A 20,309-nucleotide genomic window follows, 5' to 3' on the forward strand; every position below is an offset into this window, starting at 1 on the left:
GCATGCAGCTTCATCCCAACGTGCAGGCCATCCAGGACGCTCTCGACGCCGCCGGCGCCCGCGACGCCGCCGGCGACCCGTGCCAGGTCAGGGTGCTCACCGAGCCGGTCCACACCGCCGCCGCGGCCGCGGCCGCCGTAGGGGTCGAGGTCGCCCAGATCGCCAACTCGTTGATCTTCGAGGCCGGCGGCGACCCGTTACTGGTCCTCACGTCCGGCGCGCATCGCGTCGACACCGCGAAGGTCGCCGCGCTGCTCGGCACCGGCAAGGTCAAGCGCGCCACCGCCGAGTTCGTCCGCGAGCACACCGGCCAGGTCATCGGCGGCGTGTCGCCGCTGGGGCACCCGAAGCCCGTGCGCACCCTCGTCGACGTCGACCTGGCGCGGTTCGGCGAGATCTGGGCCGCCGGCGGCATCCCCCAGGCGGTGTTCCCCATCACGTATGACGAGCTCGTCCGCATCACCGCCGGCACCCCCGCCGAGGTCGCGTGACCGTCCGGTTGCACGTGTGGCGGGTGCGGAAGCGGGCGGTGCCGCTCGCCTTCTGGGGGATGGCCGCCGACCGGCGGGCGCTGCGGCGACGGGCGGAGTTCGTGAAGCTGCTCGGCACCGGGAAGGGCAGCGACTTCGGCGCCGGCAAGGCGGACCTGACCCGCTGGGCGGCGATCGTCGTCGGCGACCCCTCGGTGGCGCCGCCGATGCGTGGCGCCACCGCGAGCTGCGCCGTCACGCTGGAGCCGATCGCGAGCCGCGGCACGTGGGCGGGGCGGGCACCGTTCGACGACGGCGGTGACGCGGCGCCACCCGTACACGCGAACAACGGCATGATCGCGGTGCTGACGCGGGCCAGGTTACGGCCCAGGAAGGCGCCCTCGTTCTGGAAGGCGATCGACCCGGTGTCCCGCGCGCTGCCCGGCGCCGACGGCATGATCTGCGCGTTCGGCGTCGGAGAGGCACCCGTAGGATTCCAGGGCACGATCAGCCTGTGGCGCAGTGCGGCGGATGTCGTGCGTTTCGCGTACCGTCAGCCCGAGCACGCCGCCGTCGTGGACCGCACGGCCCGCGAAGGCTGGTATGCGGAGGAGTTGTTCGCCCGGTTCCGTGTGCTGGACGTCACCGGCGACCGCGAGGTGATCGGTTGGAGGGACCGCCCGTGAGGCTCGTGCGGTGGCGCGGGGAAGACCTCCTCGCGCGACTCGACGACGTCATCGCCGTCTACGGGGAGGCGATGGGCTACTCGGTGCAGCTCCTGCAGACCCGCCGCGGGTATGTGGCCGGCCACACCAGGCGCGAGTCGTTCCAGGCCGTCGCGACCCTCGACGACGAGGACAACCTCCTCGGCTTCGGCTATGGCTACCGTGGCACGTCCGGCCAGTGGTGGCACGACCAGGTGCGCAACGCGCTGCGCCGGGAGCACCGCAAGTTCTGGCTCGGCGACTGCTTCGAGCTCGTCGAGCTGCACGTCCGGCCGCACGCTCAGGGGCACGGCATCGGCGCCCGGCAGCTGCACGACCTGCTCACCCAGGCCCCGCAGCAGACGGCGCTGCTGTCCACCCCCGAGGCGCCGGAGGCGACGTCCCGCGCGTGGCGGCTCTACCGGCGGTTCGGGTTCGTCGACGTCCTGCGCCACTTCAACTTCCCGGGCGACGACCGCCCGTTCGCCGTCCTCGGCCGGCAACTGCCGCTGTGAGAGCGCTCTGGGCGCTGCTCGCGGCGCTCGTCCTCACCGAGATCGCATACCCGCTCGTGCACGGCGGCACCCGGGCCGCGCTCACCGTCGCCACCGTCGTCGCCGGCTACCTGCTGTCCGTCGGCCACGCCTGGCTGTCCCGCGGCCCGCGCGCCGCCGCCGTCCTCGTCCTCGTCACCACCGGCGGCGGGTTCGCGGTCGAGGCGGCCGGCCGGTCCACCGGCTACCCCTTCGGCGACTACGACTACACCGGTTCGCTCGGGCCCAGGCTGCTGGGCGTGCCGCTGACGATCCCCCTCGCCTGGACGTGGATGGCGTGGCCGGCGTGGGTCGCCGCGGCCCGCCTCACCCGGCGGCGATGGGCGCGGGCCGGGATCGCGGGGCTGGGCCTGGCGACCTGGGACCTCTTCCTCGACCCGCAGATGGTCGCCGAGGGCCACTGGCACTGGTCCTCCCCCGGCGCCGCGCTGCCCGGAGTCCCCGGCATCCCGCTCACCAACTATCTCGGTTGGCTGGTGGTCGCGTCGGTACTGGCAGCGGCGCTCACGCTCTGGTTACCCGACGCGCCCGGCACCGACGACCGGCCGATGTATGCGCTGTACCTGTGGACGTACGCCTCGAGTGTCCTCGCGCACGCGGCGTTCCTCGGCATGCCCGCGTCGGCGGCGTGGGGCGCTCTGGGGATGGGGCTGGTCGCGGTCCCCTTGGCGGTGACGCTGTGGCGGGCGCGGTCCTGACCCTGCTGGTGCTGCTCGTGTTCGCGCTGACCGCGCACACCGTGGTCAACGCGCGCCTGCTGCGCTCTCCCCGTGCGGGCTCTCGTCGTGCGCCGGGCGCCGCTGCTGGTGACGCTGCTTCTGTGGCCGGCGCTTCGGGTGCGGGCCGGGTCGCGGTACTGCTGCCGCTGCGGGACGAGGCGGCGCGGGTCGAGCCGTGTCTGCGGGCGTTGCTGGCACTGCGCGGCGCGCCCAGGATCCTGGTCCTCGACGACGGCTCCACCGACGGCACCGCCGACCTCGTCCGGTCCGTCTGCGGCGACCGCGTCACGCTCCTGGCGGGCAGGCCGCTGCCGGCCGGCTGGCTCGGCAAGCCGCACGCGTGCCAGCAGCTCGCCGACGCGGCCGGGCTCGCCGGCGACGCCGACCTGCTGGTGTTCCTCGACGCCGACGTGATCCTGGCCCCCGACGCCGTCGAAGCGGCCGCCACGCTGCTCGGCGACGCGGGGGTGGGGCTGCTCAGCCCGTACCCACGCATCATCGCGGGCAGTCCGGGCGAGCGGCTCGTCCAGCCACTGCTGCAGTGGTCGTGGCTGACGTTCCTGCCGTTGCGCGCGATGGAACGCTCCCCCCGCCCGTCGCTCGCCGCGGCCGGCGGGCAGTTCCTGCTGGTCACCCGGGCCGCCTACGACCGCGCCGGCGGGCACGCCGCGGTCCGCGACAAGGTCCTCGAAGACATCGAGCTGGCCCGCGCGGTGAAGCGCACCGGCGGCCGGATCGCGCTCGCCGACGGCTCCGACCTGGCCACGTGCCGCATGTACACCTCATGGCGCGAGGTCGTCGACGGCTACAGCAAGTCGCTGTGGGCGTCGTTCGGCTCCCCCGCCGGCGCCACGGCCGTCGTGTCGCTGCTGCTCGGCCTGTACGTCCTGCTGCCCCTCACCGTCCTCGCCGGATGCTGGCAGGGGCTCGCCGGCTACCTCCTCGGCGTCGCCGGGCGGGTCGTCAGCGCCCGGACGACCGGCGGCCGCGCCTGGCCCGACGCCCTCGCCCATCCCGTGTCCGTGCTGCTGTTCGCGTGGCTGGTCCTGCGCTCCTACCGCCGCCGCGGCCGCGTCTCCTGGAAGGGCCGCCCGACATGGCAACCGTGACCGTCACCCGCGGCCGCGTCTCCTGGAAGAGTCGCCCGACATGGCAACCGTGACCGTCACCGGCGGCCGCGCCTCTTGGAAAGGTCGCCCGGCATGGCAACCGTGACCGTCATCGGCGCCGGCGTCGGCGGCCTCGCGACAGCGGCCCGGCTCGCCGCGGCCGGCCACAAGGTCACCGTGTTCGAGCAGGCCACCACCGCCGGCGGCAAGCTCGGCCGACACGAACGGGTCACCGCCGCCGGCACCTTCCGCTTCGACACCGGCCCGAGCCTGTTCACCCTGCCGCAGGTCGCGGCGGAGCTGTTCGCGCAGACCGGCGGCCCCGCCCCCGAGCTGGACCTGGTCGCGCTGGATCCGCTGGTACGACACCACTTCCCCGACGGCACGACCCTCGACTCCTGCGCGGGGGCCGGATTCGAGGACCGGATCGCGGCCGCGTTCGGCGCGGACGCCGCCGCCGACTGGCGGCGCCTGTGGCAGCGCGCCGCCCGCGTCTGGGAGACCTCGTGGCGGCACGTCCTCACCGCGCCCGTCGACAGCCCGCTGCAGCTCGCCGGCCTGGCGTGGCGGCTGCGCGACCTGGCCGCGATCGCACCCGGCCAGACGCTGCGCGGCCTGGGCCGCCGGCACCTGCGCGACCCCCGCCTGCGGATGCTGCTGGACCGTTACGCCACGTACACCGGCGCCGACCCCCGCCGCGCACCCGCCGCGCTGCTCGCGATCCCCTACGCGGAGCTGGCGTTCGGCGGCTGGTACCTCCGCGGCGGCCTCGGCGCGCTCGCCGACGCGCTGCTCGCCCGGTGCGCCGCGCTCGGCGTCACCGTCCACCTCGGCACCCCCGTCGAGTCCGTCCTCGTCGAAGGCCCACGAGCCGCCGGCGTCGTCCTCACCGGCGGCGCCACCGTCCGCTCCGACCTCGTCGTCGCCAACGCCGACGCGCTCCACCTCTACCGCGACCTGCTCCCCACCCCACGCCGCGCGGCCCGCCTGACCCGGCGCAGCCTCGGCGGGTTCGTCCTGCTGCTCGGCGTCCGCGGCACGACGCCACAGCTCGCGCACCACACCGTGTTCTTCCCCCGCGACTACGACGCCGAGTTCGACGCGATCTTCGGCTCGCCCGCCCACCCCCCGGCCGACCCCGCCGTCTTCGTCACCTCGGCCGACGACCCCACCGCCCGCCCCACCGGCCACGAGGCGTGGTTCGTCCTGGTCAACGCCCCGCCGCACGGCGAGTTCGACTGGCGCGCCCCCGGCGTCGCCGACGGCTACGCCGACCGCGTCCTGTCGATCCTCGCGTCCCGCGGCGCCGACCCCCGCGACCGCCTCCTCTTCCGCGACGTACTCACCCCCGCCGACCTCGAAGCCTCGACCCGCTCCCCCGGCGGCGCCATCTACGGCACCGCCAGCCACGGCCTCACCGGCCTCCTCCGCCCCCCGACCCGCGGCACCGTCCGCGACCTGTTCCTGGTCGGCGGCTCCGTCCACCCCGGCGGCGGCCTACCCCTGGTCATGCTGTCCGCCAAGATCGTCGCCGACCGCATCGGCCCCGCCTAGCACTCTGTTTTCCGCACCTCCGCGTGGCGCCCGTTTCCGCCCCCGCCTCGCGCCTGTTTCGTGGTCCGCCTGACGCCAACCTTTCGTGGCCCGCGTGACGCCAGCCTTTCGTGGCCCGACTGGCGCGGCGCACCTCGGCCAGCCGCCGAAATCGCCTTCCGACGTCGTCACCGATGGTAATACCTCGCGGTCACGGCCATGGAGCGCCGTCACCGGGTCATGACAGAGCGCGACGGACGGCAATGGCGAGTTGCGTGAAGCCGGCAGAAGTCAGGGCGGCCATCACCACCAGCACCGCGAGGACCGTCGCGGACTCCCAGCGGCCCAGGGCGGACGCGCCCGCGACGGCGAGGAGGCCGAAGATCGTGACGAGGACGCGGGTCGGGCGTTCCGCGACGGTGACGGTGCCGATGTCGGACATGCCGGCGACGGTGGCGCGGGCGCGGACGTACTCGTGCAGCCACATCACGCCGCCACAGGCCACCGCGAGCCAGGCCGGCCCGCCGAGGAGAACCAGCGCCACCAGCCAGCAGGCCTCGGCGACCCGGTCGGCGGCGGAGTCGTAGACCTGGCCGAGGCGGCTCGCCCTGCCGGTGACCACGGCCAGGACGCCGTCGACGGTGTCGGCGACCGCTGACAGCAGCACCAGGACCGCACCGCCGAACGCCCAGCCGCCTCCGCCGATGACGGTCAGCGGCACCGCGACGGACAGCAGCAGGCCCAGGACCGTGACGGCGTTCGGGCTGCGGACACCCGCGCGGACGAGGGCGGCGCCCAGCTCGTACGAGATGCGCAGCCAGCCCCGCACGAGCGGCGGTGCGGACCTCGGGTCGTAGCCGCCGTGTGCCGCCGCCCACCGCTCGGCATAACCGTCCCAGTCGCGGACGTCAGACGCGGGCGCCGACACCGAGCTGCTGCCAGACCTCCCGGGTCGCCGTCGACCGGTTGAGCGTGATGAAGTGGATCCCCGGCACGCCCTCGTCGAGGAGCCGCTGGCACATCTCGCTGGCCAGGTCGATGCCGAGGCGCCGCACCGCCTGCGGGTCGTCGGCGATCTGCTCGAACCGGGCGGCGAGATGCGGTGGGAAGGGCGCGCCGGACAGCTGCTGCGAGCGGGCGATGGTGCCGATGGCCGTGACCGGCATGACACCGGCGACGATCGGGGTGTCGCAGCCGGCGGCCGCGACCCGGTCCCGCAGGCGCAGGTAGTCGTCGGCGTCGAAGAACATCTGGGTGATCGCGAAGTCGGCGCCGGCCCGGCACTTGCGGACGAAGTTGGCCGTGTCGGATTCGATGTCCGTCGACCTCGGGTGCTTGTACGGGAACGCCGCCACCCCGACGCTGAAGTCCCCCGCCTCGCGGACGAGCCGGACGAGCTCCTCCGCGTAGAGGACACCCTCCGGGTGCTGGACCCACTCGCCCATCGGGTCGCCGGGCGGGTCGCCGCGCACCAGCAGGAAGTTGCGGATGCCGGCGCCGGCGAGCTGACCGATGACGTTGCGCAGCTCGGCCACCGAGTGGTTGACCGCCGTCAGGTGCGCCATCGGCAGCAGCGTCGTCTCCGTCGCCACCCGCTCGGTCACGGCGACGGTGGTGTCCCTGGTGGTGCCGCCCGCACCGTACGTGATGGAGACGAACGACGGCCGGAGGGGCTCCAGCTCCCGGATCGCCTGCCACAGCTGGCGCTCGCCCTCGGGGGTCTTCGGCGGGAAGAACTCGAAGGAGAACGTCGGCGCCTCTGCCGCGATCAGGTCACCGATCGCCGCGGGTCCGCCACCCATCACAGAAGGAAGTCCAGAAGCCACGCCCCGACTGTAGTGCCCCCGGCGCCGCGGCCGGGAGGTCGCATCGGCGAATCATGTCGTACCCCTGAGGTAGAAAGACGTCGGACGGTTCGACGGCCGCGGGCATCGCGAAGGCCTGCGGCGCGCCGGGCGTCCTGCTGGACCGCGAGAGGACGGGGGTCGCTGGTGCCAGGAGGTCGTGACCCATGTCCCAGAGGATCGACCCGCCCGCACATCCGGGCGAGACGCTCGGAGTGCTGCTGACCCGCCTGCGCCAGGCACAGGGCAAGTCGCAGGTGCGGCTCGCCGGGCTGCTGTGCGCCGCGTCGGGGCTGCCGACACTGACCCGCCACGAGATCTCCAGGTGGGAGCGGGAGGAGCGCATCCCGAGCCGGGTCTGGCTGTGCTGGCTCGCGCTCGTGCTCGACACCTCGCTGGACGACCTGGAGCGCGCCGCGGCCCACACCCGCCGGCGAAGGGAGCCGACCATGACCGCACCCACGATCTCGACCGTCACGGCGACCATCCGGCCTGCACCGCGTCCGCCCGGCCCTGCTCCGGCCGGCGCCTCCACGGACCGGGTCACGCCGCCCGGCTCCGTCCCGCGCGGGCTGCCGACGCACGGCGCCGGCCCGGGCACGGGCCTGGGCACGGGCACGGCCCGCCCGAGCGAGGTGGATGACGTGGGCGGGCGGATCGCCGGGTTGCGGCGCATGGACGACCTGGTCGCGGGGCCTGAGCTGGTGGCGCTCGTGCTCGCCGGGCTGCGGTCGGCGGTGCGGGCCACCGGCGCGGGGTGCGGGCCACCGGCGGCGGCCGCTGAGCTGGTGCAGCTGCATGCCTGGGTCGCGGCCGACGCGGGGCGGCCCGTCCCTGACGGCGCTGTGCGGGGTGGGGTGCGGGCGGCGGTCGCCGGCGGTGACCGGGCCCTCGCCGGGCACCTGCTCGGCTGTGTCGCGCAGGCCGCCGGGGAGCGTGGTGACGCCCGGGCGGCCGTCCGGGCCGCGGTTGCGGCCGAGCGGGTCGCGGGTGCGTGCGATCCGGCGACGGCGACCGTGCTGGCGCTGCGGGCCGCGTTTGCCGCCGCAGTGGCCGGTGATCGACGGTCGTGCGACGGCGCCCTCGCGGCGGCGGACCGGGCGCATGCCCGCCGAGGCTCCGCGGTCGAGCCGCCGTGGCTGTACTGGCTGGACGACGCCCACGTGGAGGCCCTGGCCGGCCTGTGCCTGACCGCGGCGGGGCGGCCCGCGGCGGCGCTGCCCCGGCTCGGTGCGGCGCTGCGGGGTCCGGGCGTCCGGTTCCGCGCCGCGGGTCTGGTCAGCGCGGCGCTGGCCCGCGCCCACCTGTCCGGCGGCGACCTCGACGCCGCCTGCACCGCGGCCGCCGAGACGCTGCTCACGTGCGCCGAGTCCGGTTCGTTCCGGGTCCTGCGCCAGCTCCGGTCCCTGGAGACCGCGCTGCACGCCGCCGCAGGGCGGGGGCGGCGACCCGCGTCGCTGGTCGTGTACACGGAGCTGGCCGAGTCTGCCGCTGGCTGTCTGCCGGGCGCCGCTCCACCACCGGCGCGTCAGGGGCACGCCCGTACCGGTTCGTTCGCCGCGCCGGCCGTGGCCCGGGCGGGCGGGCCGGACCAGCTCCAGGGAAGGGTGGCCAGCTGACCTTCGCAGACGTCCCGACCACACCGACGAGACCGACCGACCTTGACAACTGAACAGCGAGGGTGCCGAAGGCGGCGGCTGTCGGACGGCCTGCGATTCGCCCCAAAGGCTCCAGGCGCCGGGGTCCGGGCACACCGATGCACCAGGGGCTGTCCACGCGCCGGTCCGCCGCATCGCCCACAACCGGACCGCCGCGAACAGGCCAGCGCGAAAGGGCGAGGTGGACGGGGCGAGGTGGACGGGGCAGAGCGGAAGGCAAGGTGGACAAGATGGGGCGGGGCGGACCAGCTTCAGGGAAGGGCGGCCGGCTGGACCTTGGACTCGCAGGCCGGGGTATCGCCGAGCGCCGTTGCACCGTCGACGCACCAGGCTGTGCACGCGCCGGGTTCACCGCGTCGCCCGTGACCGAGCCAGGGGGCGACGGGCTGGGACGGGCCGAAACGGTCCGCGGCGAGCCCCAGGCCGACGGGTCGGGGGCGGGTCGAGGCCAACGGGCGGGCCGGGGCGAGGTTAACGGGTCGAGGCGGGACCGACGGGACAAGGATGGTCAGACGGGGGACGGGACCGGGCCGAGGCCAACGCGTCAGGGCAGGCCGACGGGTCGAGGCGGGGCTGGTCGAGGCGGGGCCGGTCGAGGCCGACGGATCCGGGGCGGAGCTGATCAAGGTCGACGGGTCGGGGCGGAGCTGGTCGAGGCCGCAGCCAAGTCGAAGTGGGGTGCGGTTCGGGCGCACGGTGGGTGAAGGAGCGGTTTCGCAGGGTGGAGCGGGTCCGTCGGGTGGACCGGGTGGGGGGCGGGGTGGATGACGGGGGTGGGGACCGGAGCGGCGGTTCGCGCGGATTCGGGCTAGCGTCTCTGCCGTGACGCACCCCTTCCTCGACCGGGCCGAGCTTCGCACGCGGGTGCGGCAGGCACTCGACGACTTCCTGCGGCAGCGGCGGAGCAGGCTCGCGGAGATCGAGCTGGAAGCCCTCGCGCCGGTTGCCGACGCGATCGAGGCGCTCGTGGTGCAGGGGGGCAAGAGGCTGCGGCCGGCGTTCGCGTACTGGGGGTACCGGGGCGCGGGCGGGGCCGATGACGACGCGGTGGTGGCGGCGGTCGCGGCGCTGGAGCTGGTGCAGGCGAGTGCCCTGATCCACGACGACGTGATGGACGGGTCGGAGACGCGGCGCGGGGAGCCGGCGGTGCACCGGAGGTTTGCGACGCTGCACACGCGGGCGGGGTGGCGGGGCGATCCGGACGGGTTCGGGACGGCGGCGGCGATCCTGCTCGGGGACCTGTGCCTGGTGTGGTCCGACGAGATGCTGCACTCGAGCGGGCTCGGGGCGGACACGCTCGCCAGGGCGCGGCCGGTGTTCGACGAGATGCGGACCGAGGTGACGATCGGCCAGTACCTCGACGTGCAGACGCAGGCGACCGGGGACACGTCGACGGCGCGGGCGAGCCTGGTGGCGCGGTTCAAGTCGGCGAAGTACACGATCGAGCGGCCGCTGCTGCTGGGGGCGGCGATCGCCGGGGCGCCGGAGGAGCTGAACAAGGCGTACGAGGGATTCGGCCTGCCGCTCGGCGAGGCGTTCCAGCTGCGCGACGACGTGCTGGGCGTGTTCGGCGACCCGGTTGTGACGGGCAAGCCGGCCGGCGACGACCTGCGCGAGGGCAAGCGCACGTACCTGGTCGCCGCCGCCATGGAGGACGGCGGTGCCGACGACGCGTGGAAGCTGCTCGGCGACCCGGAGCTCGACGCCGCGGGAGTCGCGCGGTTGCGGGAGGTCATCGTCGGGAGCGGCGCACTGGACCGTACCGAACGCCGCATCGCAGACCTGACGGCCGAGGCGCTGGGAGCGTTGGACGGGGCGCACCTCACGGCGGAGGCGCGGGAGGTCCTGACGGGTCTGGCCCAGGCGGCGACGCAGCGGACAGTCTGACCCACAGCGACAGGGTCAGCACGATCAACGCGAAGCCGAACAGGAGGTCCTCGACCGGGGCGTACACGAGCCGCAGCCCCAGAATGTCGGCCGGGTTGTACAGGACGACGCCGCGGCCGGTCAGGATCCCGTTGGACAGCAGCTGGAAGCCGAAGATGATCGGGTAGGTGCACCAGAACACCTTGCCGAGCACCACCCGGCTCCGGATCGCGAAGACGTCGATGAGGACGGCGGCGACGACTCCGGTGACGGCGGCCATGGTGTACGTCATGGGCGCCGCCGCGCGGAGAGCCGCAGCAGGGTCTGCCGGGTCGCCTCGAAGCCGAGGATCGCGCAGACGGGCACGACGAGGAAGAACAGCACTTCCTCCAGCGGCAGCCCGCCGGGGAACACGACCCCGACCATCTGCGCCGGGTCGAACGTCCAGTGTCCCGCGCGGATGGCGAGCAGGTCCCAGCCGATGAAGAGGGCGGCGACCGGGGCGATGGTCAGGATGAGCCGCCGCACCTGCCGGAGCACGCCGACCTTCAGCAGCGGCTCGAGCCACAGCGCGCCGAAGAGACAGCCGGCGAGCACCAGCAGGTACGTGAAGCGGAGCACCGCTAGAAGCCCAGGGCCTGCGCGCGGCGCTTGACCTCGGTGGCCCGGTTACCGCGCAGCGCGGCCGCGGGTGTGCCCGGCAGGGTGTCGTCCGGCGTGTACAGCCACCGCAGCGCCTCATCGTCGTTGTACCCAGCGTCGTGCAACACCGTGAGGACGCCGGGCAGGTGCTTCACCACACCGTCGTCGCTGATGAAGTCGGCCGGCACGCGCAGCACACCGTCCTGGCGGACGGCGAGCAGCTTGCGCTCCCGGACGAGCTGGTGCACCCGGTTGACCGGGATGCCGATGCGTTCAGCGACGTCCGGCATGGTCAGCCACTCGGTTGGGCCCACTGGTTGTTCGGTCACAGGGAACACAGTGCCATGTCGCTGGGACGCATACCGACGGAGGGGAACGGCTGTGGGGCTCTGGCTCAAGGTCCACCATGAGGTCACCGGTGCATGGCGTTCCGCGCGCTACGACGTCTACCGGCAGGTGAGCCGCCGGAAGCTGACGCAGCTGCTGACCGCGGAGACGGCGGAGTTCACCGGGTTCGCCCCGCGGCACCGGGCCGTCCCGCGCCGGGAGCGGCCGCGCCGGGTGGCGGCGACGAGCGGGGTGGCACTGCTCGTCGCGGGTGGGGCGGCCGGCACGTACCTCGCGGTCGCCGGCAGCCTGACCGCGCTGCGCACCCCGCCGGCGTCGTCGGTGGCGGCCGCGGCGGCGGAGCCGACGGTCACCGTCCCGGAGACCTCCGGCGGCGCGCCGGAGACCCAGAAGGCGTCGCCGCGGGCGCAGGTGCGGCGGTCCGCGCCGCCGCCGGTCCTGGCGATCCCCGCCGTGCCGCCGCCGGCGGTGGTGCCGACGACGAAGACGGTGGAGGGCACGCCGTCGTCGTCGACGAGCCCCAGCCCGAGCGTGACGGCCAGTCCGTCACCGTCCGTATCGACGCCGTCGCCAACCCGCACGACCTCAAAGACCCCGAAACAGGGACAAACCAATGGTGGTATGGCAGGAGGCTGAGGAATCCGGTTCACCAGCCGTACACTCGCAGCCAATGGATACCACGGTCGCCGATCCCCTTCTCGGTGCGCTTGTAGACGGGCGCTACCGCGTTCGCTCCCGTGTCGCCAAGGGCGGCATGGCGACGGTCTACACCGCACTCGACGAGCGGTTAGAGCGCACCGTCGCCTTGAAGATCATCCACCCTGGACAGTCGCACGATCCGAAGTTCGTCAACCGGTTCACCGACGAGGCGAAGACGATCGCGCGGCTCACCCATCCCAACGTCGTCGCGGTGTACGACCAGGGCACCCACCACGGGCTGCCGTATCTGGTCATGGAGTTCGTGCGGGGCCACACGCTGCGCGAGGTGCTCGCCGAGCGCCGCCGCCTGCAGCCGCAGGAGGCCCTCGCGATCATGGAGCAGATGCTCGCCGCGATCGCCGCCGCGCACCGCGCCGGTCTCGTCCACCGCGACGTCAAGCCGGAGAACGTGCTGGTCGCGGAGGCCCCTGGCGACTCGCACAACATCATCGACGGCGTCGTCAAGGTCGCCGACTTCGGCCTGGCCCGCGCGGTCGAGGCCAGCGCCGACGAGACCGGCTCGCACCTCATGGCCACGGTCGCCTACGTCGCGCCGGAGCTCGTCACCGACGGGCACGCCGACCCGCGCACTGACGTGTACTCCGCCGGCATCGTGCTCTTCGAGATGCTGACCGGCCGGGTGCCCTACGAGGCGGACCGCCCGGTCGAGGTCGCGTGGCAGCACGTCGACCGCGACGTGCCGTTCCCCTCGCGGTACGTGCCGGGACTCCCGCCGGCCATCGACGACCTGGTGACCCGCGCGACCCGCCGCGACCCCGGCGCCCGCCCCACCGACGCGGGCGCGATGCTCGCCGAGGTGCAGGCCGTCCGCGAGAGCATCGGCATGGAGATCGCCACCCGGTCGCGCCCGCTCGCGCAGCCGACGGTGATCGTGCCGCAGATCGAGTCGGTGCCGCAGACGCAGAACGTGTACCGCACCGGCGCGATGGAGCCGGCCCGGCCGTCGTGGGCGAAGCTGCCCAGCCCCTCCCCCGCGCAGCCGCCCGCCCGCCGGCGCCGCGCCGCCGAGCCCGAGCCGGTCGGGCCCGCCGCCCGGCTGGCGGAGCTGCTCGCCCAGATCAACGCCAACCCGCGGACCCGTCTCGCGGTGATCGCCTCGATGCTGACGCTGGGCCTGCTGGTGGCGATCGGCGGGTACTGGATCGGCGTCGGCCGTTACACGGACGCGCCCGACCTGACGACGATGTCCAGCGACATGGCCGGCCAGCAGGCCAGGGCCGCCGGGTTCAAGGTGAAGTTCGGCCCGCCGAGGTTCGACGCGAAGATCGCCAAGGACAAGGTCCTCGCCCAGGACCCGGGCGCGCACGCGCGGATCCTGGACGGCGGCACGATCACGCTCACGCTGTCGCTCGGCCCCGAGATCCACAAGGTGCCCGACATCGCCGGCAAGGAGTACGACCTCGCCCTCGTCGACATCCAGGCGACCGGGCTGCAGGCGACCCGCGCCGAGAAGTACGACGACGCGGTCCCCGCCGGCTACGTGGTCGAGACCGAGCCGAAGATCGGCACCGAGGTCAAGCCCGGCCAGACGATCAAGATCTTCGTCAGCAAGGGCCCCAACCCGGTGAAGGTGCCGCTCGTCATCGGCAAGAACGTCGAGGAGGCCAAGCAGGCCCTCACCAAGGTGAAGATCGCCATCGGCAAGATCGAGCCGGTCGACAGCGACAAGCCCAAGGACGAGGTCGTCTCGCAGAGCATCGGCGACGGCAACAGCGTCACCGACGGCATGGTCATCGACCTGCAGATCTCCAAGGGCCCGGCGCTCGTCACGGTGCCCGAGGTCCGCGGCCAGCAGCTCGACCAGGCCCGCCAGCAGTTGGAGTCGATGGGGCTCAACGTCGACGTGCAGGGCTTCGGCACGGTCCGGCAGATGGACCCGCAGCCCGGCACGCAGGTGCCGCCGGGCACACGCATCCGTCTGCTCGCGTACTTCTAAGTGGCGGCCTCGGTACAGGGGACGGCTGAGACACCGGTCGGCGGGCACGCGCTCGTCGCCGGTGGCCTGGCCAAGGCGTCGCAGCGCTACGTCGAGCAGACCGGCGCGACCGCCGTGCAGATCTACGTGTCCAACCCGCGCGGCTGGGCGCTCGCCGAGGGCGACCCGGCCCAGGACGCCGCGTTCCTCGCCGGCTGCGGCGACTGGGGCGTGTCCGCGTACATCCACGCCGCGCTGCTGGTCAACCTCGGCTCCCCGACGGAGGCGACCGTCGAGCGCTCCGTCGCCACCCTCGAGCACGCCCTGCGCCGCGGCAAGGCGATCGGCGCGCGGGGCGTGGTGTTCCACGCCGGATCGGCCGTCGACGCCGTCCACGCGGAGAAGGCTTTGGATGTCGTACGAGAGGTGCTCCGGCCACTCCTCGACCGCGCCGCACTGGAGGGCTGGCCGCCGCTGCTGGTCGAGCCGAGCGCCGGAGGTGGCCGGTCGCTGGCGTCCAGGGTCGAGCACCTGGAGGCGTACCTGACCGCCGTGGACCACCACCCGCAGCTCGGCGTCTGCTTCGACACCTGCCACGCCTGGGCCGCGGGCCACGACCTGGCCTCCCCGGGTGGCATGACCGCCACGCTCGACACCCTGGTCAAGGCGGCCGGCCCGGGCCGGCTGCGCCTGATCCACGCCAACGACTCCAAGGACGCCTGCGGCTCCACCCGCGACCGCCACGAGTCACTGGGCAAGGGCACGATCGGCCCGGCGGCGTTCGCGGAGCTGGTCCGCCACCCCGCCGCGGCCGGCGTCCCCCTCATCGTCGAGACCCCCAGCGGCGACCTGTCCGCCGACCACGCCGCCGACATCGCCCTGCTCCGCGCCGCCTTCTGACCCTGCCGCCACAGCAGGCAAAATTACGGAGGGCGACCGCGCAACTCCGCGCTTGAAGGTCAATTAGTAGGCGTGATGTAGGGTGCAATAGACCGGCACGCACCGCCGACCGGGTCCGCCATCCGACGCCGTGCCCGCCATGCGAGTCGCCGCTGCGGCCCGCAGACCGGAAGCCTCCAGCCCGCCTCCCACGCGCGCCCGCGCGCACGGAACCCGCCTCGGCGGCAGGCCCACGGACTGCACGAGTGCGATCAGCATGGCGTCGTCAGCGGGCACGACCGACGGCTGGGAATCTCCGGCAAAGGCTGCGCGGGAAAGGCTGAGCGGAGAGGTCAGGTCAGGAGCTTCGTCAGGACCGCGGCGGCGGTGGAGACGGCGTCGTCGGTGAGGTCGAGGTGGGTGGTGAGGCGGACCGTCCGCGGGCCGAACGGTGACACCAGCACGCCCTGCTCGGCGGCCGCCGCCGTCAGCTGCGCCGCGTCCAGCGGCGCCGCGCGCAGGTCCAGCATGACCAGGTTGGTCTCGACGCGGGCGGGGTCGGCGGCGCCGGTCGGGGCGAGCGCCGCCGCCAGGTGCCGCGCCTTGGCGTGGTCGTCGGCGAGGCGGTCGATGTGGTGGCGGAGGGCGTACAGGCCGCCGGCGGCGAGGATGCCGGCCTGCCGCATGCCGCCGCCGAGGCGCTTACGGATCAGGCGGGCCTCGGCGATGCGGGCGGCGGAGCCGATCACCAGGGAGCCGACGGGCGCGCCGAGGCCCTTGGAGAGGCAGACGGAGAGGGTGTCGAAGAGCTGCCCGTACGTCGCCAGGGGGACGCCGGCGGCGACGTGCGCGTGCCAGATGCGGGCGCCGTCGCAGTGCAGCAGCAGGCCCGCGTCGTCGCAGGCGGTGCGCAGCGCCTGCAGGGTCTCCAGCGGGATGATGGTGCCGCCGCCGCGGTTGTGGGTCTGCTCGACGGCGATCGCGCTGGTGGCGACGGTGTAGCCGCCGGCCGGGCGGATCATTCCGGCGACCGTGGCCACGTCGAGAGCACCGCCGGCGAAGGGCCATGTGCGGGTGGAGATGCCGCCGTACGCGGCGGCGGCGCCCATCTCGTAGGTGACGACGTGCGCGTCGGCGTCGCAGAGCAGCTCGCCGGCGCGCGGGACGACGAGCTGCAGGGCGATCTGGTTGGCCATGCAGCCGGACGGCGTGAAGAGGGCCGCCTCGTGGCCGAAGAGGGACGCGGCGTAGGACTGCAGCTCGTGCAGCGTCGGGTCCTCGTCGAACACGTCGTCCCCGACCGGCGCCTCGGCCATCGCAAGACGCATGGCCGGCGTCGGCCGGGTGACGGTGTCCGAACGAAGATCCGCCAACACATCAGCCACGCAGCATCTCCGCGACGAGGAACGCCAGCTCCAGGGACTGCTGCGTGTTGAGGCGCGGGTCGCAGGCGGTCTCGTACCGGCCGGGGAGGTCCTCGTCGACGATCGCCTGGGCGCCGCCGAGGCACTCGGTGACGTCCTCGCCGGTCAGCTCGACGTGCAGGCCGCCCGGGTGGGTCTCCAGCTCGCGGTGGACCTCGAAGTAGCCGAGGACCTCGTCGACGATGCGGTCGAAGTGCCGGGTCTTGTACCCGTTGGACGACTCGTGGGTGTTGCCGTGCATGGGGTCGCACTGCCAGACGACGCGGCAGCCGGCCGCGGTGACCTTCTCCACGATCGGCGGGAGCGCGTCGCGGACCTTGTTGCTGCCCATGCGGGCGACGAACGTGAGCCGGCCCGGGATGTTGTCGGGGTTGAGCTTCTCGAACAGTTCGAGGGCCTGCTCGGGGGCGGTGGTGGGGCCGAGCTTGACGCCGATCGGGTTGGCGATGCGCGACATGAAGTCGACGTGGGCGCCGTCGATCTGGCGGGTGCGCTCGCCGATCCACAGGAAGTGCCCGGACAGCCCGTACGGCCGGCCGCCGGCGATCCGGGCGAGCGGCCGCTCGTATTCCAGGGCGAGGGCCTCGTGCGAGCAGTACAGGGTGACGGTGCGCAGCGCCTCGTCGTCGTTGACGCCGCAGGCCTGCATGAAGCGCAGCGCGCGGTCGATCTCGCGGGCGATCGCCTCGTAGCGCTGGCCGGCGGGCGAGGTGACGACGAAGCCCTTGTTCCAGTCGTGGACGGCGTGCAGGTCGCCCATGCCGCCGCCGAGGTACGCCCGGAGCATGTTCATGGCGCTGGACGAGTTGGCGTAGGCGCGGATCATCCGCTGCGGGTCGGCGATGCGGGCCTCAGGGTCCTGGTCCAACGAGTTGATCATGTCGCCGCGGTACGCCGGAAGCCCCAGCGAATCGAGGGCCGCGGAGCGCGGCTTGGTGAATTGGCCGGCGACCCGGCCGAGCTTGATCACGGGCAGGGACGCGCCGTAGGTGAGCACGACCGCCATCTGCAGCAGGGTGCGGGCGTTGCCCAGGACGTGCGCCTCGGTGTTGTCGGCGAACGTCTCGGCGCAGTCGCCGCCCTGCAGCATGAACGCCTTGCCGTCGGCGACGAGGGCGAGCCGCTCGCGGAGCTGGTCGACCTCGTAGGGCGCGACGATCGGCGGCACCGACGCCAGCAGCTGGCCGACCTCGTCGACCGCCGCCTGGTCGGGCCACGGCGGGGTCTGCGCACGGGGCAGGGCGCGCCAGTGGTCGAGACCGAACTCGTCGTCCTCGGAGTTGCCCGCGACGGCCACTCGGGAGATCTCGGGACCGGGGTATGTGAAGTGGTGCCACTCCTGCCGCATACGCAAAAGCCTACCGACCCCTCGGCCCGGGCGGGTGTCGCCATCCCGCCCGGTCCCGGAGTACGGAACACCCGGACCCGGACCACGGAACACGCGGACCCAGCACACGGAACGCGCGGGCCGGGCGCACGGAACACGTGGACCCGGCGCACGGAGCGCGTGCGCCTGGTCCGCGGGAACTGAGACGCAGCCCACGGTGCCGGAGCCCGCGAGCTACATGTTGATCATGTGGCCGGCCAGGCCGTGGATCGCTTCCTTGACGGCCTCGCCGAGGGTCGGGTGGGCGTGGACGTTGCGGGCGACCTCGTGCACCGTCAGGTCCCACTGCTGCGCCAGGGTCAGCTCCGGCAGCAGCTCGGTGACCTCCGGCCCGATGAGGTGCGCGCCGAGCAGCTCGCCGTACTTGCCATCGCTGATGATCTTCACGAAGCCGGTCGCGTCGCCGAGGCCGTGCGCCTTGCCGTTGGCGGTGTACGGGAACTTGACGACCTTCACGTCGAAGCCCTTCTCGCGGGCCTGCGCCTCGGTCCAGCCGAAGCTGGCGATCTGCGGCTGGCAGTACGTCGCGCGGGGGATCATGACGTAGTCGAGCTCCATCGTCTCCGCGCCGGCGATCGTCTCCGCGGCGATGATGCCCATCGACTCGGCGGCGTGCGCGAGCATCAGCTTCGCGGTGACGTCGCCGATGGCGTAGATGTGCGGCACGTTGGTGCGCAGCCGCCCGTCGACGGCAATCGCCCCGCGCTCGGTGAGCGCCACGCCGGTCTTCTCCAGCCCGTACCCCTCGACGCGGGGCTGGAAGCCGATCGCCTGCAGCAGCTTGTCCGCCTCGAGCACCTGCGCGGCGCCGTCCTTGCCGATGACCTCGACGCTCACGCCGTCGGCGGTCTCGGCGACGGCGGAGACCCGCGTCGAGGTCAGCACCTGGATGCCGAGGCGCTTGTACCGCTTCGCCAGCTCGGCGGACACCTCGACGTCCTCCAGCGGGACGAGCCGGTCGAGGAACTCGACGACGGTGACCTTGACCCCGTAGTTGTGCAGCACGTAGGCGAACTCGACCCCGATCGCGCCGGCCCCGGCGATGATGATCGACGACGGCAGCTCCTCGGAGAGGATCTGCTCCTCGTACGTGACGACCTTGTCGGACAGCGACGTGCCGGGCAGCAGCCGGGTGGTCGCACCGGTGGCGATGATCGCGTTGGCGAACGTCACCGTGTCGTCGCCGACCTGCAGGGTGTGGTCGTCGAGGAAGACGCCGCGGCCGTGGTACTGGCGGATCTCGTTCTTCTTCATGAGGTAGTGCACGCCCTTGACCCGGCCGTCGGCGACCTTGCGGCTGCGCTGGAACGCCGCGCCGTAGTCGAAGGTCACCGAGCCCTGGATGCCGAACGTCTTGGCCTCGGCGGTGAAGATGTGCGCCAGCTCCGCGTTGCGCAGCAGCGCCTTGCTGGGGATGCAGCCGACGTTGAGGCAGACGCCGCCCCAGTACTTGTCCTCGACGATCGCGGTGCGCAGGCCGAGCTGCGCGGCGCGCACGGCGGCGGTGTAGCCACCGGGGCCCGCGCCGAGGACTACAACATCGAAGTTGTCGCTCATAACCAGTCCTTGCGTTTGAAGGTGACGTACAGCCCCACGGACAGCACCACGATCAGCACGGCGGAGGTCACGAACCCGGCGTGGTGCTCGTATCCCGGAAAAGGCAGATTCTGCCCGTAGTAACCCGTAACAGCCGTGGGTACCGCGATGATGGCCGCCCAGCTGGTGACCTTCTTCATGATGTTGTTCATCCGGTTGCCCTGGACCGCGAGGTTCGACTCCAGGATGGTCGCGACGAAGTCGCGCAGCCCCTCCGTCCACTCCGTGACCCTCAGCACATGGTCGTACAGGTCCTGGTAGTAGGGGGCGATCTCCTCGTCGACGAGCTTGGCGCGGGTCAGGCCGTTGACCACCTCGCGCATCGGCAGCACGACCTTGCGCAGGTGGCTGAGGCTGCGCCGGAGCCGGAAGCTGCGCTGCTGCACCTGCCGGACCGCCTGCGGGGTCTCCTCGAAGAGCGTGTCCTCGAGGGCCTCCAGGGCGTCGTCGAGCGCCTGCACCGCGTCGAAGTGCCCGTCGACGACGACGTCGAGCAGCCCGTGCAGGAGGTACGCCACGCCGTGCCGGGCCAGCTCGGACGTCGCGTCCCAGCGGCGTACCACGGCGTCCATGTCGAACCCGTCGCCGTGCACGGTGATCAACGCCCGGCCGGTGATGAACGCCGACACCGGGCACACGGTCAGCTCGCCGCCGTCGCCCTCGAAGCTCGCCTGGTACGCGCTGAGGAACAGGTGCCCGTGGTAGTGGCTCAGCTTCGGCCGTTCCCGGGGCGACGACGCGTCCTCGATCGCCAGCTGATGCAGGCCGAACTCCTCCTGCACCCGCTCGTACACCTGCGGCGACGGCGACACGAGATCCAGCCATACCACCGTGTCCTCGGCGGCGAGGTGCTCCGAGATATCGTCGAGCGGGAAATCCTCGGCCACCAGGTCACCGTTGCGGTAGAGCCGCGTTCGCGCCATGCCGTCATCCAACCAGAA

Annotated in this window: 20 protein-coding genes; 10 read left to right on the plus strand and 10 right to left on the minus strand. The window is 73.1% G+C overall.

Annotated elements, in window-relative coordinates:
* The first annotated feature begins 2 nt into the window (after positions 1-2).
* The 6 genes from ABZ321_RS49875 to crtI all read left to right on the plus strand — a co-directional run bounded on the left by ABZ321_RS49875 (position 3) and on the right by crtI (position 5,110).
* Positions 3-491 carry a YbaK/EbsC family protein gene (locus tag ABZ321_RS49875; RefSeq protein WP_344506324.1) on the plus strand — a complete coding sequence of 163 codons (489 nt, stop codon included), beginning with the start codon at positions 3-5 and terminating at the stop codon, positions 489-491.
* A complete protein-coding gene (locus tag ABZ321_RS49880; RefSeq protein WP_354903460.1) occupies positions 488-1,156 on the plus strand; it encodes a monooxygenase in 669 nt (222 codons plus the stop codon). The genes ABZ321_RS49875 and ABZ321_RS49880 overlap by 4 nt, the downstream gene beginning before the upstream one ends.
* Positions 1,153-1,689 (plus strand): GNAT family N-acetyltransferase, encoded by a 537-nt coding sequence (locus ABZ321_RS49885; protein WP_354903461.1) that lies wholly within the window; start codon positions 1,153-1,155, stop codon positions 1,687-1,689. The genes ABZ321_RS49880 and ABZ321_RS49885 overlap by 4 nt, the downstream gene beginning before the upstream one ends.
* Positions 1,686-2,426, plus strand: a complete 741-nt coding sequence (locus ABZ321_RS49890; protein WP_344506321.1) for a carotenoid biosynthesis protein — start codon at positions 1,686-1,688, stop codon at positions 2,424-2,426. The genes ABZ321_RS49885 and ABZ321_RS49890 overlap by 4 nt, the downstream gene beginning before the upstream one ends.
* A complete protein-coding gene (locus ABZ321_RS49895) occupies positions 2,408-3,556 on the plus strand; it encodes a glycosyltransferase (RefSeq protein WP_344506320.1) in 1,149 nt (382 codons plus the stop codon). The genes ABZ321_RS49890 and ABZ321_RS49895 overlap by 19 nt, the downstream gene beginning before the upstream one ends.
* A gap of 93 nt (positions 3,557-3,649) precedes the next feature.
* A complete protein-coding gene (gene crtI / locus ABZ321_RS49900; RefSeq protein WP_354903462.1) occupies positions 3,650-5,110 on the plus strand; it encodes a phytoene desaturase family protein in 1,461 nt (486 codons plus the stop codon).
* A 217-nt stretch (positions 5,111-5,327) separates the two neighbouring features.
* Here crtI and ABZ321_RS49905 read toward each other — a convergent pair whose 3' ends face one another.
* Positions 5,328-6,017 (minus strand): CDP-alcohol phosphatidyltransferase family protein, encoded by a 690-nt coding sequence (locus ABZ321_RS49905; RefSeq protein WP_354903463.1) that lies wholly within the window; start codon positions 6,015-6,017, stop codon positions 5,328-5,330.
* Positions 5,998-6,915, minus strand: coding sequence for a methylenetetrahydrofolate reductase [NAD(P)H] (gene metF / locus ABZ321_RS49910; RefSeq protein ID WP_344506317.1), 918 nt, complete (start codon positions 6,913-6,915; stop codon positions 5,998-6,000). The genes ABZ321_RS49905 and metF overlap by 20 nt, the downstream gene beginning before the upstream one ends.
* A 185-nt stretch (positions 6,916-7,100) precedes the next feature.
* Between metF and ABZ321_RS49915 the strand changes: the two genes are divergently transcribed.
* Positions 7,101-8,552, plus strand: a complete 1,452-nt coding sequence (locus tag ABZ321_RS49915) for a helix-turn-helix transcriptional regulator (RefSeq protein ID WP_354903464.1) — start codon at positions 7,101-7,103, stop codon at positions 8,550-8,552.
* 861 nt (positions 8,553-9,413) lie between these two features.
* Positions 9,414-10,478, plus strand: coding sequence for a polyprenyl synthetase family protein (locus tag ABZ321_RS49920; protein WP_354903466.1), 1,065 nt, complete (start codon positions 9,414-9,416; stop codon positions 10,476-10,478).
* Here ABZ321_RS49920 and ABZ321_RS49925 read toward each other — a convergent pair.
* The 4 genes from ABZ321_RS49925 to ABZ321_RS49940 form a co-directional block, all read right to left on the minus strand.
* The gene (locus ABZ321_RS49925; protein WP_344506314.1) at positions 10,414-10,749 is read right to left on the minus strand and encodes a lycopene cyclase domain-containing protein; all 336 of its coding nucleotides are present in this window, start codon (positions 10,747-10,749) and stop codon (positions 10,414-10,416) included. The genes ABZ321_RS49920 and ABZ321_RS49925 overlap by 65 nt on opposite strands.
* Positions 10,746-11,078, minus strand: a complete 333-nt coding sequence (locus tag ABZ321_RS49930; RefSeq protein ID WP_344506313.1) for a lycopene cyclase domain-containing protein — start codon at positions 11,076-11,078, stop codon at positions 10,746-10,748. The genes ABZ321_RS49925 and ABZ321_RS49930 overlap by 4 nt, the downstream gene beginning before the upstream one ends.
* Positions 11,079-11,080: 2 nt before the next feature.
* A complete protein-coding gene (locus ABZ321_RS49935; RefSeq protein WP_354903467.1) occupies positions 11,081-11,428 on the minus strand; it encodes an Rv2175c family DNA-binding protein in 348 nt (115 codons plus the stop codon).
* 117 nt (positions 11,429-11,545) lie between these two features.
* On the minus strand, positions 11,546-12,028 hold the full coding sequence (locus ABZ321_RS49940; protein WP_344506311.1) for a hypothetical protein: 483 nt from the start codon (positions 12,026-12,028) through the stop codon (positions 11,546-11,548).
* Between the two features lie 89 nt (positions 12,029-12,117).
* Here ABZ321_RS49940 and ABZ321_RS49945 point away from each other — a divergent pair, with 89 nt between their 5' ends.
* Entirely contained in the window at positions 12,118-14,103 is a 1,986-nt protein-coding gene (locus tag ABZ321_RS49945; protein ID WP_354903468.1) for a PASTA domain-containing protein, read from the plus strand.
* A complete protein-coding gene (locus tag ABZ321_RS49950) occupies positions 14,104-14,982 on the plus strand; it encodes a deoxyribonuclease IV (RefSeq protein ID WP_354903470.1) in 879 nt (292 codons plus the stop codon).
* A gap of 332 nt (positions 14,983-15,314) precedes the next feature.
* Here ABZ321_RS49950 and ABZ321_RS49955 read toward each other — a convergent pair whose 3' ends face one another.
* The 4 genes from ABZ321_RS49955 to ABZ321_RS49970 form a co-directional block, all read right to left on the minus strand.
* Complete coding sequence (locus ABZ321_RS49955; RefSeq protein ID WP_354903471.1) at positions 15,315-16,346, minus strand: GntG family PLP-dependent aldolase; 1,032 nt, start codon at positions 16,344-16,346, stop codon at positions 15,315-15,317.
* Positions 16,339-17,733, minus strand: coding sequence for a class II 3-deoxy-7-phosphoheptulonate synthase (locus ABZ321_RS49960; protein ID WP_344506307.1), 1,395 nt, complete (start codon positions 17,731-17,733; stop codon positions 16,339-16,341). The genes ABZ321_RS49955 and ABZ321_RS49960 overlap by 8 nt, the downstream gene beginning before the upstream one ends.
* 213 nt (positions 17,734-17,946) lie before the next feature.
* On the minus strand, positions 17,947-19,329 hold the full coding sequence (gene lpdA / locus ABZ321_RS49965) for a dihydrolipoyl dehydrogenase (RefSeq protein WP_344506306.1): 1,383 nt from the start codon (positions 19,327-19,329) through the stop codon (positions 17,947-17,949).
* Positions 19,326-20,291: a magnesium transporter CorA family protein gene (locus ABZ321_RS49970; protein WP_354903472.1), complete on the minus strand. Its 966-nt coding sequence runs from the start codon at positions 20,289-20,291 to the stop codon at positions 19,326-19,328. Before ABZ321_RS49970 ends, lpdA begins: the two co-directional genes overlap by 4 nt.
* Positions 20,292-20,309: the final 18 nt, after the last annotated feature.

Source organism: Dactylosporangium sp. NPDC006015 (genome assembly GCF_040614215.1).
Taxonomy (GTDB): Bacteria; Actinomycetota; Actinomycetes; order Mycobacteriales; family Micromonosporaceae; genus Dactylosporangium; species Dactylosporangium maewongense.

Coding starts and splice junctions, on each gene's coding strand:
- ABZ321_RS49875 (WP_344506324.1), top strand. CDS start 3: ATGCAGCTTCATCCCAACGTGCAGGCCATCCAGGACGCTCTCGACGCC.
- crtI (WP_354903462.1), top strand. CDS start 3,650: ATGGCAACCGTGACCGTCATCGGCGCCGGCGTCGGCGGCCTCGCGACA.
- ABZ321_RS49915 (WP_354903464.1), top strand. CDS start 7,101: ATGTCCCAGAGGATCGACCCGCCCGCACATCCGGGCGAGACGCTCGGA.
- ABZ321_RS49925 (WP_344506314.1), bottom strand. CDS start 10,749: ATGACGTACACCATGGCCGCCGTCACCGGAGTCGTCGCCGCCGTCCTC.
- ABZ321_RS49945 (WP_354903468.1), top strand. CDS start 12,118: ATGGATACCACGGTCGCCGATCCCCTTCTCGGTGCGCTTGTAGACGGG.
- ABZ321_RS49960 (WP_344506307.1), bottom strand. CDS start 17,733: ATGCGGCAGGAGTGGCACCACTTCACATACCCCGGTCCCGAGATCTCC.
- lpdA (WP_344506306.1), bottom strand. CDS start 19,329: ATGAGCGACAACTTCGATGTTGTAGTCCTCGGCGCGGGCCCCGGTGGC.
- ABZ321_RS49970 (WP_354903472.1), bottom strand. CDS start 20,291: ATGGCGCGAACGCGGCTCTACCGCAACGGTGACCTGGTGGCCGAGGAT.